This window comes from Bifidobacterium xylocopae, assembly GCF_003315615.1.
GTDB lineage: Bacteria > Actinomycetota > Actinomycetes > Actinomycetales > Bifidobacteriaceae > Bombiscardovia > Bombiscardovia xylocopae.
The window spans coordinates 1-16,039 of the sequence record NZ_PDCH01000015.1 but is presented as its reverse complement, the minus strand read 5'-3'; the positions used below and the strand labels follow the sequence as shown (position 1 = coordinate 16,039).

General features: G+C 60.8%; 11 protein-coding genes. 6 read left to right on the top strand and 5 right to left on the bottom strand.

The window, feature by feature from the left end; genetic code table 11:
• Window positions 1-265 precede the first annotated feature (265 nt).
• The 5 genes from CRD59_RS06465 to CRD59_RS06435 all read left to right on the top strand — a co-directional run bounded on the left by CRD59_RS06465 (window position 266) and on the right by CRD59_RS06435 (window position 9,733).
• The gene (locus tag CRD59_RS06465; RefSeq protein WP_113853891.1) at window positions 266-2,161 is read left to right on the top strand and encodes a DEAD/DEAH box helicase; all 1,896 of its coding nucleotides are present in this window, start codon (window positions 266-268) and stop codon (window positions 2,159-2,161) included.
• A gap of 1,591 nt (window positions 2,162-3,752) precedes the next feature.
• Window positions 3,753-5,018: an ATP-binding protein gene (locus CRD59_RS06460; RefSeq protein WP_236632778.1), complete on the top strand. Its 1,266-nt coding sequence runs from the start codon at window positions 3,753-3,755 to the stop codon at window positions 5,016-5,018.
• 1,032 nt (window positions 5,019-6,050) lie between these two features.
• Window positions 6,051-7,208 (top strand): MalY/PatB family protein, encoded by a 1,158-nt coding sequence (locus CRD59_RS06450; protein WP_113853873.1) that lies wholly within the window; start codon window positions 6,051-6,053, stop codon window positions 7,206-7,208.
• Window positions 7,209-7,286: 78 nt separating this feature from the next.
• Window positions 7,287-8,804 (top strand): Na+/H+ antiporter NhaC, encoded by a 1,518-nt coding sequence (gene nhaC / locus CRD59_RS06445; protein ID WP_113853872.1) that lies wholly within the window; start codon window positions 7,287-7,289, stop codon window positions 8,802-8,804.
• A 665-nt stretch (window positions 8,805-9,469) separates the two neighbouring features.
• On the top strand, window positions 9,470-9,733 hold the full coding sequence (locus CRD59_RS06435) for a hypothetical protein (protein WP_113853870.1): 264 nt from the start codon (window positions 9,470-9,472) through the stop codon (window positions 9,731-9,733).
• Here CRD59_RS06435 and CRD59_RS06430 read toward each other — a convergent pair.
• The gene (locus CRD59_RS06430; RefSeq protein ID WP_113853869.1) at window positions 9,703-10,014 is read right to left on the bottom strand and encodes a hypothetical protein; all 312 of its coding nucleotides are present in this window, start codon (window positions 10,012-10,014) and stop codon (window positions 9,703-9,705) included. The two genes, CRD59_RS06435 and CRD59_RS06430, sit on opposite strands and share 31 nt — an antisense overlap.
• 16 nt (window positions 10,015-10,030) lie before the next feature.
• On the opposite strand from CRD59_RS06430, the gene CRD59_RS07830 reads away from it, so the two are divergent.
• Complete coding sequence (locus tag CRD59_RS07830; RefSeq protein ID WP_127920951.1) at window positions 10,031-10,453, top strand: hypothetical protein; 423 nt, start codon at window positions 10,031-10,033, stop codon at window positions 10,451-10,453.
• A 143-nt stretch (window positions 10,454-10,596) separates the two neighbouring features.
• Here CRD59_RS07830 and CRD59_RS06420 read toward each other — a convergent pair whose 3' ends face one another.
• The 4 genes from CRD59_RS06420 to CRD59_RS06405 form a co-directional block, all read right to left on the bottom strand.
• Complete coding sequence (locus CRD59_RS06420) at window positions 10,597-11,604, bottom strand: nucleoside hydrolase (RefSeq protein ID WP_161522303.1); 1,008 nt, start codon at window positions 11,602-11,604, stop codon at window positions 10,597-10,599.
• Between the two features lie 79 nt (window positions 11,605-11,683).
• Window positions 11,684-12,709 (bottom strand): LacI family DNA-binding transcriptional regulator, encoded by a 1,026-nt coding sequence (locus CRD59_RS06415; protein ID WP_113853866.1) that lies wholly within the window; start codon window positions 12,707-12,709, stop codon window positions 11,684-11,686.
• Window positions 12,710-12,770: 61 nt separating this feature from the next.
• Window positions 12,771-14,258, bottom strand: coding sequence for an MFS transporter (locus CRD59_RS06410; RefSeq protein WP_113853865.1), 1,488 nt, complete (start codon window positions 14,256-14,258; stop codon window positions 12,771-12,773).
• A gap of 327 nt (window positions 14,259-14,585) precedes the next feature.
• A partial coding sequence (locus tag CRD59_RS06405; protein ID WP_407923124.1) for an RCC1 domain-containing protein occupies window positions 14,586-16,039 on the bottom strand: 1,454 nt, incomplete at its 5' end.

The following is a 16,039-nucleotide window of genomic DNA, read 5'->3' as shown; positions in this document are numbered from 1 at the left end:
CGTTGGCTCTGCTGCCTCTTGTTGGGGCGTGATGAATCGGGCCAATCGTCGCCTGAATGCTTTGATTGCCGGGAATCTTCCGCGAAATCCTTTGCTTTGCTCGCGGCAAGCGGGCTGCCGGCCGGTAGCGCCGCTGATATGGGTTCCTTGGTGAAAGGCTGATATTGTCAAGCACCTGCTACGCCCTAGGTGGGCGAAGTGTGCTCTAACGCGCGTCATTGCGCCGTGGACCCCAAGAATGCAGATACATGCAGATATGGATCAGATGAATACTCTAGAAGTCAATGCAGTGAACGCCCTTTCCGATGCCGGCGAGGCCGAGTCCTTCCAGGAAACCGCCCCCGAGGCAGCGCAGGATCCCGCCGCCCCCAGGACCTTCGCCGAGCTGGGTGTGCCGGATGCCCTGGTGCGCCAGTTGAAGGCCGACGGCATCACCACGGCCTTCCCTATCCAGGAGGACACCCTTCCCGACTCCCTGGCCGGGCGTGACATACTGGGCCGGGGCCGCACCGGTTCGGGCAAGACCCTGGCTTTCGTGCTGCCATTGGTGGCCCGCCTGGCCGACAGCGTCGGTGACCAGCGCGGCAACCGCAAGGTGCGCGACCGCCGCTCCCCGCCCGCCCCGCGCGGGCTGATCCTTTCGCCCACCCGCGAGCTGGCCAACCAGACCGATGAGGTACTGGCCCCCCTGGCCCGCGCCTACGGGCTCGACACCTGCACCATCTACGGTGGCGTGCGCCAGAACAAGCAGGTCAACGCCTTGCGTTCCGGCGCCGAGATCGTGGTCGCCTGCCCCGGCCGTCTGGAGGACCTGCTGCGGCAGGGCCTGCTGACCCTGGACGACGTGGAGATCACCGTCCTGGACGAGGCCGACGAGATGAGCGATATGGGCTTCCTGCCCGCGGTCGAGCGGATCCTGGACCAGGTGCGCGACGATGGGCAGCGTATGCTCTTCTCCGCCACCCTGGACCATGGTGTCGATAAGGTCGTCAAGCGCTACCTGCACAACGCCAAGGTGCACGAGGTGGATTCCGCCACCCAGCAGGTGGACCAGATGACCCAGCATGTCTTCGAGACCACCCAGGGCGACAAGCACGAGCTGGTGCGCAAGCTGGCCTCCGGCATGGGCAAGCGCATCCTGTTCACCCGCACCAAGTTCCAGGCCAAGAAGCTGGCCGCCAACCTGACCAAGACCGGCATCCCGGCGGCCGAGCTGCACGGCAACCTGTCGCAGAACCAGCGCGACCGGAACCTGAACGCCTTCTCCGACGGGCAGGTGCGCGTGCTGGTGGCCACCGACGTGGCCGCTCGCGGCGTGGACGTCTCCGACGTCAAGCTGGTGGTGCAGGTCGATCCGCCGGCCGACCCCAAGTCCTTCCTCCACCGCTCCGGGCGCACGGCCCGCGCCGGCAAGGCCGGTGACGTGGTGACCATCGTGCTGCCCAACCAGCGGCGTGATGCCAGGCGCATGCTGCGCATCGCCCATATCGACGCCAAGCCGGTGGCCCATGTGACCGCCGAATCCAACATCGTCGAGGAACTGGTAGGTGATACGGCGCCGCGCGTGGACGGATGGGTCCTGCAGGCTCCGCGTCCCGCCCGCGGCGGCTCGGGTTCCGGGCGTTCCGGCGGCCGTCGTGATGGTGGCCGCAGGCGCGACTTCCACAAAGGCGGCTTCCGCAGGGACGGGTCCCGGGGCGATCGTTTTGAACGCGGGGGGCGTTCCGAGCGCGGTGAACGTGGCGGCTACCGGGATGAGCGGTCCGATCGTTCCGGGCGTGGTGGGCGTGACGACTTCGGCAAGAGCGGCAGGCGTTCCTATCGCTCGCACGACTCCTATGACTCGCGCGATTCTCGTGGCTCCCGCGAGGACCGTGGCCCCCGGGACGGTCAGGGTCGCGGCTACGGCCGCCGTGAGGGCTCCCGTGAGGACGGCCCCTTCGATGGCCGCACCAACCGTGGCCGTGATCGCGGTTACGGCCACGGCAAGGACAGCTACAAGGGCCATTCCGACGGTGGCCGTGACCGTTCCGGCAACCCTCGTTACGAGGACCGTGGCGGCGAGCGGCGCGGAGGCAAGGGCGGCAGCCGCTCGGCCAGTGGCTTCCGGCACCGGACCAACCGCGCCAAGCGCTCCACCAACCCCTTCCGCGGCCGCTGATTTCGGTCGGGCCGTCGCCTGACCGCCGGCCCGGCTCGGTTTTCGCTTCCGCAAAGGCCCCCCGCTCCACCCGAGCGGGGGGCCTTTGCGGAATGCCAATTGCAATAAGCGGTGCGCATGATGCTAGTACATTAAGCACGCATCTGAACGGATTACCATCGTCGCTGACTGAGTAGTGGCTACTTGCGCTAGTTTACTGTTGGCCAGAATGGGGCCAGGCTGGTCGCACAGGGCTGTGGAACGTCTTTTGGGCGGTGGGCGGTCCCTAGTTGTTTCGGATGTTCCTGCCCACGCTGATAATCGGGGAAACAGGTTGGGCACAGAATGCCCGCTGATGGTTTTCGCTTCCTCCATAGCAGTTGAGCCCAGCTCCATAGTTGTGTTGAGCCATGTAACGGGTATGAGTGAATGGGCTGCCGGGCTTCCGGCCGCCTTGAATTCACAGGTGAGGTCAATCAGGCGGCTCAAATCGCTGACATGACCGACTACGGTGTTCGAAAGCTTCGCACAGAAAGGGAAGGAAGGGAACATGTTTGTTGGCATCAGGGTCAGCTTGTTTGACTCCTATAAGCAGATGATTGGCTGGGCTGGCTATGTACTTAATTCGGTTCTTTCCGGAGGCTTTGAGTGAAAGTAGTTGCTGGTCGCGGTGCTGGTGAGCGGCGGATTGCACATGATTGAGTTCCAGGTTGGTGCTGGCATCCCCGAATTGTAAGCTGCGCGCGAGCATAGCTAGTCACTCCTGAGTGTTGCTCCGTCCTCTGGTCAGTTCATCCAGTCGCTCTTTGGAGGTTTGTTTCGTCCCGCCTTTTTGACTGTGGCCTCAAGTAGCTGCAAGGAATACGCTGGGTTTGGACTATAGCAAGCGCCGATGAGTGAATTGTCTCCCGGGTGGCATGACAGATGTGCCCGGTTTTCCGATACTCGGCTATGATTTCTTCGACCAGTATCTCCGTACTGATTATGTTTGAGAGGGCGGTGTCTTTCTGTGCGCCCAGATGTCATTCACTTTGGGGTCGGTCTTGCCCAGATAGTCCCGCATATCCATGTGCACCAGGTAGTGCCCAGCCTGGCCAACACCGCCGTATTGATCGCTTCGAACGACTTTTCTAGAATTCCGAAGGTCTTTCGGTGCCGGCCCGTTCTTTGACTTGTGTCACACCGAGGTGAAGTCCTCTCTTCTTGCTGGTCATAGGCCGTATTGTCCGATTCCCCTAGCAGACTCAGCAGTAGTCTTGGTCCAGCACCTGCTCTCCTCCGCGATGGTGCTACCGGGTTGCAACGCTGTTCCGGGGAGGTTGTCCCGCTGCTGCGCGCATTGTTGAATAGCTTGTTGGCTTCAAGCCCAAGTGACGTCAGAAACTGTTCAGCTGCGGCCGCGTCACCGATGGCACTAATGCCGTCAACATTGCTGACGATCCGACTCTACCGACCCACAGCTCCCTCCCGCTCATATGTGTTCGCTGCGATGTGCTCGCTGCTACAGTTTGAATCTAACGTCGTTCATGCGTTGCTGCTACTCAACTACGAGTTGACTATTTTTTGTGCATCCGATGTACAAAAATTTGTGCATCCGATGTACAATTTTTGTATGGTTGACGATAGTGGGTATGTGAAGCGGCCGCTGGCGGAAGTGTTGGGCCAGGCGAAGCGCAAGGTGGTGGTTCTGGAGGGCGCGCGGGCTGTGGGCAAGACCATGATGGTGCGCGAGCAGTTGGTGCCACAAGGGTATTCGTATGTCTCCCTGGCGGATGCGAATACTTATGCGTTAGCGCAGGTCGATATCAGAGGTTGGCTGGCCCAACTTAAACTGCCGGTGGTTATCGACGAAGCCCAGCGGATTAAGACGCTGCCGCTTGCTGTCAAGGAGTTGGTGGATTCGCTTGACTCAGGTGGTCCGCTAATCATCCTGACCGGTTCGGCACTGATCGACCGCAAAGGCCTGGATGGACAGGATCCGCTGGCCCGCCGCGCCCAGCACTACACAATGAGCCCACTGACGCGGCGTGAATTCGAAGACGATTCGGCCAGCATCGTGGATGATCTGTGGCAGGCCGACCCTGACACCAACTATGATTATGCACTCGACCGGAGCGATCTCTACAATCTGATGGCGGCCGGCGGCTTTCCCGATTTCTCCCGGCATTACACGGAGTATGAGGATTGGGAGCGTGAGCAGCTGATTGCCGACGATTTGCGGGCGGTACTGGGCGACACCATCTTACCTGGCGAAAAGTTGGATCTGGTCATTGCCGGCAACATCATGAATCGTCTCCTGACCCAACCCGGCGGCATTCTCAATGCCTCTGCCCTCGGCTCCGACCTGGCGATAGACCGGCGCACGGTCGACCGCTACTTAGGAGTGTTCCTCCGTCGTTTCCTCGTGCATGCGTTACCGAACCTGCGTACTGCGCCCAACCGCCAGTCGGTCGCTCGCTCCAAGATTCATCCTGTTGATACCTCGTTGAGTGTGCAGACCCTGTTGGGCAAGGGGCGCGACCCACTGACTGATCCGGTGGCTTTCGGCGGCATCCTGGAATCGTTCGTAGTCAACCAAATCGTGCCGGCGGTGCAATGGTCTCACACGCACCCGGACTGTTTCTACTGGCGGGAAGGAGGGGCGAAACCCAAGGAGGTCGACCTGGTCATGCTTCGTCGTGACCAGCTGGTAGGCGTAGAAGTCAAGTCCGCCGCCATCGTAACCCGGGACGACCTCAGGGGCCTAGCCGCCCTCTCGAAAGACCCCCGCTTCCGTCGCGGCTACATAGTCTACACCGGTACCCAAATCATGCGCTGGCCCAATAACCTCTGGGCCCTCCCGGTCTCCGCACTTTGGCGCGATGGCGCTTTTGCATGAGGATAACATCATCCTATCGGGCCAGTGAGGCTAAATCGCCCCAGTAACTCCTTGGTAAAGGCCTGTTTCGTTCAGTAGTAGACCTTTAATGCTCTGGCTGGTTGCATTTTCTTCATGAGCTTCCAGATCAGGTCAGTGGTCCTATGGCGTGTGGTTTAAGCGGGCTCTCGCCGGTTTCCTGAGGACGCTCTTGAACGGGAGCCACTTCGATGCTGTCCGCGTAGTCGTGCTCGGCTTGATAGGCCATTTCAATTTGCTGTGCTGGGCAGTCAGGTTACAATTGAAAGCCGGTGGGTGTATGTCCACGAACACGTTCCTCTATGAGGCCATAGACCAGGAATGCAGCAGCGATTACATCTCGTAATCGGTTTGAGCCTAAGGCGACGTCCCTCTGCCTGCTGAGTTCACTGCAATCAGTCTGATACTGACTGCTCGGAATAGATTCAGTGCTGATGAACAGCACTTATGGCACGCGGGTTGCCGCCTCCTAGCCGTTATGGGTCGATGCCTTTCTCGTGCAAGTGGAAGCCGCTGCATGTCCCGAAAAGGCTCTGTGGCCTATAGTTAGGATGTTCCGTGAGGGAGCGCCTATGAATGTGATGGAGAAAAACTTATAAAAGGTGATAATAATTTGGACAATAATAATTAAATGGTTATACTAACCATTAAAAGTCGCAGCAAAGGGGGTGTTGCTTGTTTGTCGATTGGGTCTTGCGTGAGACAACTGATTTGCGCGTGAAAGTGGTGTCGCATGAAGCTTGTTCGCATGTGGGAACGTCGCCCGGTATGGCAGATGGCGTTGTATATACATATGGCATAGGCAGATTGGGCTAAGGGTGGCATTTTCGTGCCAGGCCGGCAACTGATGATGTGTGAAAGCAGTAGGATAGCCGATGTTTATAGAGAAGCGACGCTGTCCGATTTGAGCTAAGCAAGGGAGCAACGGTTTGAGGATGGGCGTTCTGCAAGCTATTTAGTTTAATCATCTATCTATCTATGATGTTCATGTATCCATAAAGGAGTGGATTGATAATGACCCTTTTACAGTCGATGTCAAGGAAGGAAATGCTGGGAATTCGCAGCGTTCGTTGGGATGACGCCCGCAGAATTGGAGGGGATGACGTCATTGCCCTGTCTGTGGCGGATATGGATTTCAAAGCCCCGTCGGCAATTGTGGACGCGGTGACAGAACGGGCTAGGATGGGGGATTACTGTTACACCTACATAGATGATTCATATTCGCAATCGGTGTCGTCTTGGTTTTCTCGCCGCCATGGTTGGAAGATCCCGACTGAGCAGATTGTGCCGGTTGGGCGCATGGTTGAGTCTATGCCTGCAATTCTACGTCAGGTGCTTAAGCCGGGCTCGAAAGTATTAGTTCCGTATCCCGCATATTCGCCGACACCAGCGGCCATTCTTGCGGCAGGTTGCCAGGTTGTGCCCTGGGGCTTGACATTAACCGATTCTGGCAGGTATGAGTATGACTTTGCTGCGATGGATTCCCTCATGGATGCCTGCGATGCAGCTGTCATAACCAATCCTCATAATCCTACTGGGCGTGTGTGGACCAGAACCGAGCTGGCGCGGATAGCTCAGGCGGCCGCCTCTCGTGGTGTCTTGGTGATTTCTGATGAGTTTCACGCCGACCTGATCATGAATGATTATGAATTCCAACCCTATCTGACTTGCGATCCTGCTGCTTCGGCAGGCATTGCGTTCAATTCTCCCGGCAAAACCTTCAACATGGCCGGCCTGGAAATCGTAAATATCGTGGTTCCTGATGATGGACTTCGCAGACAAGTGCATAAGGCCATTGACGATGCCGGTTGTCACAATCCACGCTTTTTCGCGCAGGTTGCAGCTCAGGCGGGCTATGACAAGAGCGAGGCATGGCTGGATGAACTGCTGGACCTGGTTAAAGGGCACGTTTCGATGCTAAGGGAATGCATGCATGGCATCAAGGGGGCGAGGTTGATCGAGCCTGAAGGCACTTATCTTAATTGGTTAGATTTGCGCGGACTCGGATTGACCGATGGGCAAATTGAGGAGCGGATGCTGAAGGCGGGTTTGGTCCTCGACCCAGGTACGGACTTTGGCCCGCAAGGCAGCGGTTTCGTCCGCATCTGTTTGGCAACCACGACGCCAATTTTCCGCGAAGCTCTCGGGCGCCTTGCACAAGCGTTGCGATGAGCGTTGCATTTGAACGACTGTCCGCGTGTCGAAGCTACTGGTCACTGGTCTGAATATTGCAAAGAAGGGATATGTATCATGAAAAGTAAGGGCGGCAAAGAAAATGATGGCACAACTAAATCGAGGGTGGTGAAGGCACCTTCCTTGGCTCTTGCCCTGACACCTATAGGCGCAATGGCTGTGTTCATGGGCGTGGGTGCCATCTGGCTGGAGTTGCCTGCTGAGCCCATGCTTATCCTGGCCGCCGTAGTAGCAGCTGTTATTGCCTACATGTTGGGTCACGGTTATGATGAGATGTTGCAGACAATCGCCGAGAAAATTGCTGGTATTATGCCTGCCCTCCTCATCTTGATCGTGGTCGGCATGCTCATCGGATCTTGGATGATTGGCGGAACCATTCCTATGCTGGTGTACTTCGGCCTTAAGATAGTCTCGCCGCAATTCCTGTATTTGACTGCTCTCCTGGTCACAGCTATCACATCGGTTTGCACCGGCACATCGTGGGGTTCAGCTGGCACCATCGGCGTAGCTTTCATGGGCGTGGCTTTGGGTATGGATGGTGTTAACCCAGCGATTGTGGCGGGAGCGGTCGTATCCGGTGCCTACTTTGGTGATAAGCTCTCCCCGCTTTCCGGTGATACCAACTTGGCAGCAGCCATTACGCATGTGGATGTTTTCACTCATATGAGGCATTTGCTGTGGACTACCCTGCCGTCCCTCATTGTCGCTGCGATCGTCATGTTTATAGCCGGACGCGGTGTGGATGCTACTGGGACTGGTGGCATCGACAAGGTGGCTGAGATGAATGGTGCTCTTTCCCGTGCTTTCACCTGGAACATTGTCATGCTGCTCATCCCGCTACTAATCATCCTCGTGGGCTCAGTTTGGAAAAAACCGACCATTCCGGTTATGCTCCTTTCCTCGGCGGTCGCCATGTTTAATGCCGTAGTCATTCAGCATTTTTCCGTCACCAATGCCTTTACATCTATCGTTGGCGGCTTCGATACAACGATGTTGGGAAAAGGATTTGATCTGGGGCCTGCCGCAGCTGATATCACTAAACTGCTTGATCGTGGTGGAATGCAGTCGATGATGAGCACACTGCTCATTGCTTTCTGTGCCTTGTCGTTCGCGGGCGTACTCTCCGCTTCCGGTGCCTTGAACAAAATTGTGATGTCTCTGCTCAAAATCTCGAAAAGCACTGGCTCTCTGATTGTGATTACCTTGCTCACTGGTATTCTCACAATTTCCACCACTTGCAATGGTCAGGTTTCCCTCCTTCTGCCTGGGGAATTGCTGCGTCCTGCCTATATCAAACGCGGTTTGCACCCTTGCAATCTTGGACGAAGCATTGAGGATTCCGGTACAATCTTCGAGCCAATTCTGCCTTGGACCGCCGCCGGCGCCTATATGGCCGCTACTTTGGGCGTGCCGACCCTGAGCTACATGCCCTGGGCCACCTTGTGCTGGACTGGCGTTATTTTCGCTACTATCTGGGGTTATACAGGAATTGGTATACGTAGGTTAACTCCGAAAGAGCAGAAGGATATGCTGGCTGAGCTTGATAGAGAAAAGCCTGTGGCTGTTTCTGCATGATTGAGACTATGCGACTGTAGGCCAGTTTGGCTGCGGTTGCCGCTGATTCTGCCCCACGTCGGCTTTTGGGCTGACGTGGAGCAGAATGTTGTGAGGAAGATGACTGCGAGAATTATCTTGGTATTTAAGGGTGGGAATAGCGGTATTCTGCGGTTGTGAGATGGTAGTGCGAACCAATCGGAGCTATCCCCAATATCAACGGGGTCGGGATCGATGTGGCGACAATCAATGCTTCAGACCAGTGGGTTCAGGTCATGCGGACTTAGGGTGTTGTGACAACTTGTGATTCAGCATAGTGACTCGGCAGATACCTCTGTGTAGGCGCTCTCCCGGGCGTGTGACAAGGTGAGGCTCACCCAGATGTACCACGCAAGGAGGGGGCCACGCTTGCCACAGTCGCCCAGGTCAGGATGGTCGGCAAGGTGAGTGTGGCCTGCCCATCGGCGGACCAGATCAACGGTCTCTATACTGCAAAGATGAACCATGTGCCTGTTGTGTCGATTGTGAGCCAGATTCAGCTTCCTGCTCGACTCCGGTTGCTTCCAGGAGGTGGACCTGCCCAAGCTGTGCGACGACGTGGCCGTGTACAACAGCTGGTCACCGGTCCCGAGACCGTGCCCGCGGTCATGGATGAGATCATACGCATGGCATACCTCAAGTAGGGCGTGGCCGTGCTGACGATCCCCGACCACGCGCCCGACCACGAGATAGAGGACTCCTTTCATCCCAACGTGGACCTTTTCCGCCAGCTCCACTCGGCCATCAACCCGGTGGACGTCGACACCTCGATCTACATGATCCGCGGGGGAAAGAAGCTGGTCGCCTTCTTGGGAGTGGGCATCAAGGATGCGCGGGCCGAGGTCATGGAGTTCGTGGAGCGATACTTCCTGCCCTTCAATCAGACCATGCCGTTCCAAGGGCACCATTGACGTTGACTATCCACAATGTCATAAGCCAGGTGGGCAAGCTGGGCATCGAGTTCGCCTAGGAAGCCGTGTTGGATGCGGACCTGCTGGTCCTGGTAGGCACCGATTGTCCCTACCCTCTCCCCTACTTGAGCGGCAAGATCACGGCCATCCAGATCGAGACCGAGCCCACCCGCATCGGTCAGGGCCACCAGGTGGAGGCCGGTCTGGACGCCGACGCCAAGGATGTCCCCATCCAGCTCAATATCCGTGGTGAAAAGTATCGCGGAGAACCCTTGGCTCAAGGCATGCTAGAAGAACATGAGTATCTGGCACAAGTGGATGAAGAATGTCACTTCCAGGTTCCACAAGGGTGTATCGCCCTCCTACGCTTTCGCCAAGATGAGCGAAGTTGCACCCAGCAATGCCGTGTGGTTCGTGGATGTGGGTACCTTCACCTCCTTCCGTGCTTGCTTCCTGACCGCCAGGTCCACGCAGGTGTACATCGTCTCCGCCTGGTTGGGTACCATGTGCTGTGCTTTGCCCGGGGTGATTGCCTCAAAGCGTGACATGTCGGACCGCCCGTTGTGTGTGGTCTGCGGCGGCATCGGGGTCAGCGTGATCACCGACGAGGAGTTCGACGCGCCATCGAGAAGTATAAGAGCCCCACTCGGCCGGTCATCATCAACTGTGTTTCCGTCGACGAGGCCGGGGGCTCCATGGAATTCGGCATGGGTCACATGAGGGAGCGGTTCCGCATCACCACGCTGCCGCCCCAGCGCGGGCTCATGCCTCCGGTTCCTCTAAGGCCGGGCCTCGGTGCCAGGGGCCCATGGGCCCAAACTTCCGCGGCCTTCCGCGTATGCGGGCGAGGCCGGGGGGGGGGGCTATTCCCGGAGGACCACCCGCGCCCAGCTGTCGATCAGGGCCTCGTTGTCTACTGCGGTCACCAGGTCGACGGAGACCGCCTGGCTGGATCCGGCGGGCAGGGTGGAGTCATCGGCCCGGTGGAGCTTGCCGTTTGGTGCGATGGCGATTTCGGCGGTCTCGGAGCGGACCAGGCTCGGTTGGCTGGCGGCGGCCACGGCCACCAGGTCGTGCAGCCACATGCCGTCCACCGGTCGGGTGCGCCGGCTGTAGTGCAACCACGGGGCCAGCCAGGCGTCAATGTCCGACGCCCACGGTGCCTCGGTTCGGTCCGCCCGGCCGAGCAACAGTTCCCAGCGTTCCTGGGACAAATGGGTGGTTCTGGTCACGTCCAGGGGCACCAGGGTCAGTGGTATGCCGGACTCCAGGACGGTTCGGGCCGCCTGCGGGTCCACGGCGAAGTTGGTATCTACCAGGTCCCCGAAGCCCAGGGCGCCGCCCATGACGTAGATCCGTCCAATCCGCCGGGCCGCTTCCGGCTCCTTGCTGATTACGGCCGATAGGTTCGTCAGGGGGCCGATCGCGGCCACGGTGGTGGGCTTATCGGTTGCCAGGAGGTCCTGTGCAAGGTCGTGCGCCGAGCTGATTGGCGGGGCCGGAGCCAAGGCCGTCGCCGGGGTCGAGCCGGTGCTTGCGTCCTTCGGCCGGGTTGGGTCGTTCCTCCGCCACTGCCCGGGGGCCTGCGGGTCGTTGGCCGCCTGCCGCCGGTTGCGGATCCAGTGCTCACGGCCGCCGCAGCTGGGCTCGTCGGCGCCACGTCGGACCATAATGGTGGATTCCTGCAAGGATTCAAGGAGCCGCCGGGCACTGGACCATCCCTGGTCGGAGCAGGTGTTGCCGAAGACGGTCCAAATGGACACCAGGTCGAGTTCGGGGCATTTCGCGGCATAGGACAAGGCAATCGCGTCGTCCACATTCGCGCCCGGCACTCCGTTTCCCGGATCGCAGTCGATGATCAATCTGCTCATATTCATGGATTTCCTCAAGTGGTATCTCTTGTCTGCCGGACCGCGCTTATGTCGGCCCGGGTTTGGGTGGTTGGGATGGTCAGCATCCGCAGGAGTGGCCCGTCACCAGCCTGGGTGCCGAGGCGATCGCTTCCTCGCCGGTCCTGCCGGTCCTGCCGGTCCCGCCGCTTGGCTCGTTTCGGGTCAAGGCGTTGGCGATGTCTCTGGCGATGGGGCCCTGGGGCAGTTGGACGGTGGTCAGTGAGGGCACGAGGTAGGCGGCGCCCGCTGTGCCGTTCATGGCGGCTACGGCCACATCGTCTGGTGCTTTCATCCCGCGTTCGGCCAATCCGGCCAGCAGACCCATGGCCTGCATCTCGTTGGACGCGAAGACCGCATCTACGTCGCTGCCCAGCTGGAAGGCCGCCTGCCGGCCACCTTCGCGGGTGTAGGGGGCGGTGATGATGCGGCCCGGTTCCAAACCGGCGTCGTCGATCGCGGCCCGCCAGCCGTGGATGCGCTCGCGGGAATTGAGCCGTTGGGTGGGCCCAGCGACAATGGCCACATGCCTGCGGCCATGACTCAACAAATGCTCCGTCGCCATCCGTGCCTCGCGGGACTCGTCGACATCCAGACGTACCCGGCGTCCGGCGCTGGGCCGGGGCTCCTGCCCTGCCGGCTGGTTGAGCATGACCACCGTGCCCGGGTAGGCGTCTATGGCGTCCAGGGGCAGGGGTTGGTCCACTCCGTACCAGACCAGGCCGGAGACCTGCTGGCGCTGGAAGGCCTCCAGGAGGTCCAGCTGCCGGGCCGGATCATCGCCGGAGTCGCCCACCAGCAGGTCCTTGCCCCGGGCGAAGAGTTCGCGCTCCAAAGACTGTGCCATCTGCGCCAGGAATGGGTTGGCAAGGTCGGTTACCAGCAGGGCGTAGGTGTCCGAGGAGCCGTTGGCCAGGGATTTGGCGATGCCATTGGGCAGGTAGCCGGTCTTGCGGATGGCGTCCAGCACCCGGCGTCTGGTGGTGGGGGAGACGGGCCTGGGACCGTGGTTGATCACATAGGAGACCACGGCTGTGGAGGTGCCCGCCTCCTTGGCAACGTCATCGCGTGTGGGGCGCTTGCCCATGTTCGGACCCCTCCTTGCCGCCGTCCGCGTTTCCTGTCGGTCGTTTACCCAACTATGCTGTTCAGATCGCGTCCTCGACCAGAGTCAGGTCGCGCCCCCGCGTCTCAGGCGCGAGGAAGGTGGTGACCAGGCCGATCGCGGCCATGATGCAGAAGTAGGCTGCCAGCGGCACCCAGGAACCGGTCGCGGCCAATAGGGCGGAGGCGACCATGGGCGCGGTCCCTCCGGAGAGGATGGAGCCCAACTCCTTGGCCACGGCCATGCGCGAGTAGCGGTGTTGGATGCCGAACAGTTCGACCCCGTAGGCGGCCTGCACGCCGAAGATGCCCAGGGAGCCGAGGCACATGCCGACGATGATGACCGCGGAGACCGTCCATACGTTGCGTGATTGCAGGAGCCAGAAGGCCGGGAAGGCGTAGACGGCGAGCAAGGCGCAGAAGGCGCGGTAGGTGATGCGCCGGCCGAACCGGTCGGAGAGCCAGCCCGAGAAGGGGATTACGGCGAAGCCCAGCACGGAGGCGATCAGCACGGCCGTGGTGGGTACGGACTTGGTGACCCCGAGCGTCACCACATAGCCGACCAGGAAGCTTTGGGCTATGTATGATGGGCCGTTCTCGCCGATACGCAGGCCCAGCATGACGAAGAAGGCCTTCCAGCCGCCCTCGTCCTTGGCTTCGGCCTTGCCGGACCGGGCCAGGATGGCCTCTTCCTTCTTGCGGTTCTCCTGGTAGGAGCGGAAGGCGGGGGTCTCCTGCATGGATTGGCGCAGGTAGACCGCGAACAGGGCGATCAGTATGGAGACGACGAATGGGATCCGCCAGCCCCAGGCGATGAGCTTCCCATGGGGGAGGAGCAGGACCAGGAGCCATACGCCCGAAGCCAGTAGGGTGCCGGTGTTGGAGCCGACGCCGATCAGTGAGGAAACCAGGCCGCGGTGCCTGACCGGTGCGTACTCGGCCAGCATGACCGCGCCTCCGGAGAGTTCGGCGCCCGCGCCGAAGCCCTGGCATAGCCGGCAGACCAGAAGCAGGATCGGCGCAAGCATGCCCACTTGCTGGTAAGTGGGCAGCAGGCCCAGGGCTGTGGTGGAAAGGCCCATCAGGAGGACCGTGAAGACCATGATGAACTTGCGGCCCTTCTTGTCCCCCACGCGCCCGAGCACGAGTGCGCCGATCGGTCGTGCGATGAAGCCGACCGCGTAGGTGGCGAACGACGAAAGGAGGGCGATGACCGGGGTCTGTCCGGGGAAGAACACGTCGCCGAAGACCAGGCCGGAGGCCAGGCCGTAGAGGGCGAAGTCCACGTATTCCATGGTGGTGCCGAGCCATACCGCCACGATGTTGGTCCAGAAGCTTTTGCGGCCTTCCTTGGTGCGCAGGCTCAGGTCACCGGCCTGGGCATCGCCGTCGGCCCGGGGATGTGCCCCGCTGCCGGCGGCGGTCGGACTTGTACCCGGTTCCGGGTCAGCGGGCTGGGTGGGCCCTGGTTCGGCCGACCGGCCGTTTGTGGTGTGGGTTCGGGAACGGTTGCCGCTGTCCTCGCTCGTCATGGCTGCCTCCTCGCAGTGCTGCTGCCTCTTCTGCTCTCCTGTGTCTGCCCAAGCCCGCGATGATGTCCATGGTGCTATCTACGCGCGTAGACAACACTGTGGATGGCACCACTCGTAGAAGGGCCGAGCAGGGCCGAGTCTACGCGCGTAGCAGAAGCCGTGCAAGTCGCCCGCCGCCCTCGCCGACTGTCATCTGCCTGCACAGCGGGCATGGCGCTCGGGTGTGCAGGAGCCGCAGCACTCTTATGTGTGGAGTGCCGGCAGGGCGGGGGGTGGTATGGGCGAGGCCCGGCGGGTGGGCCGGGCCTCGGTTGTTGGGCGAACCGATCAGGCGGTGGGTTGTATGTGCCGGGCTGGGTGACGGTTGCGCCTGGTCAGTTGGTGGGCTGTTGTGGTGAGGGTGGTGAGTGTGGTGAGTAGTAGGAGGGTGCCTCCGCTGAGTCGTTGGATGGGTATGCTGCCGGCTTTGGGCAGGGTGTATTGGTGGGTGTAGGTGTAGGTGTAGGTGAGTGGGTAGTCGGGTTGGGGTTGGCCTCCTAGGGTCCAGTGGATGTTGGCGGTGACCTGTCCGTCGGGGTGTGCCGGTGCTGTGGTGTCCCATGTGTGGCTGCCGGTGTTCCAGGCGGGTGCGGGTGTGGCGTCGCTCCTGTCGAGGGTGATGCCGGTGACCGTGATCCGGCGCAGGTCATCGACGGGGACGGGCGTGTTGCGGTCGGTGTTGCTGTTGTCGCCGAGCTGGCCGAACCGGTTGTTTCCCCAGCTGTATGCGTGTCCCTGGTTGTCGATGGCGAGGCTGTGCCTGTGGCCTGCGCTGATGGTGGTCCAGGTGGTGCCGGGGGCCGGGTCGATCACGCGCGCGGGCGTGTTCTGGTTGGTGCCGGTGTTGCCGTTGCCGACCTGGCCCCAGTTATTGTATCCCCAGCCGTATGCGTGTCCGTTGCCGTCGATGGCGAGGCTGTGCCATTCTCCTGCGCTGACGGACTTCCATGTGGTGTTGGGGGCCGGGTCGGTCACGCGCACGGGCGTGAGGCTCTGGGTGTTGCTGCTGCCGTCGCCGAGCTCGCCGAAGCTGCTGCTTCCCCAGCCGTATGCGTGTCCGTCGCTGTCGATGGCGAGGGCGTGGTAGTCGCCTGCGCTGATGGCGGTCCAGGTGGTGTTGGGGGCCGGGTCGATGACGCGCGCGGGCGTGAGGTAGGGGTAGGGGGAGTACCGGTCGTAGCTGCCGTTGCCGAGCTGGCCGACCTGGTTTCGTCCCCAGCTGTAGGCGTGTCCGTGGTTGTCGATGGCGAGGCTGTACGAGTGGCCTGCGCTGATGGTCTTCCAGGTGGTGTTGGGGGCCGGGTCGGTCACGCGCACGGGCGTGGGGTGGTAGTCGCGGGTGCCGTCGCCGAGTTGTCCGTACTCGTCTTGTCCCCAGCTGTATGCGTGTCCGTCGTCGCCGATGGCGAGGCTGTGGTCGTAGCCTGCGCTGACCTGGGTGAAGCGCACGCCGGCCGGCGTGCGCACGCGCACGGGAACGTTGCTGCCGATGCTGGTGCCGTCGCCGAGCTGGCCGTTGATGTTGAATCCCCATGCGTAGGTGTTGCCGTCGCTGCCGATGGCCAGGCTGTGCGCGCCGCCTGCGCTGACCTGGGTGAAGGTGATGCCGCTGGTGGGCGGTGAGGGTGGGGTGATGGTGGTGTGGGTGCCGGCCGTGTTGGCGGGTCCTTTGGTGGGGGAGAGGGTGAAGCCGTCTACGGTTTCACTGGCGGGTACTCCGCCGCGGAGGAGTGGGTTGGTCT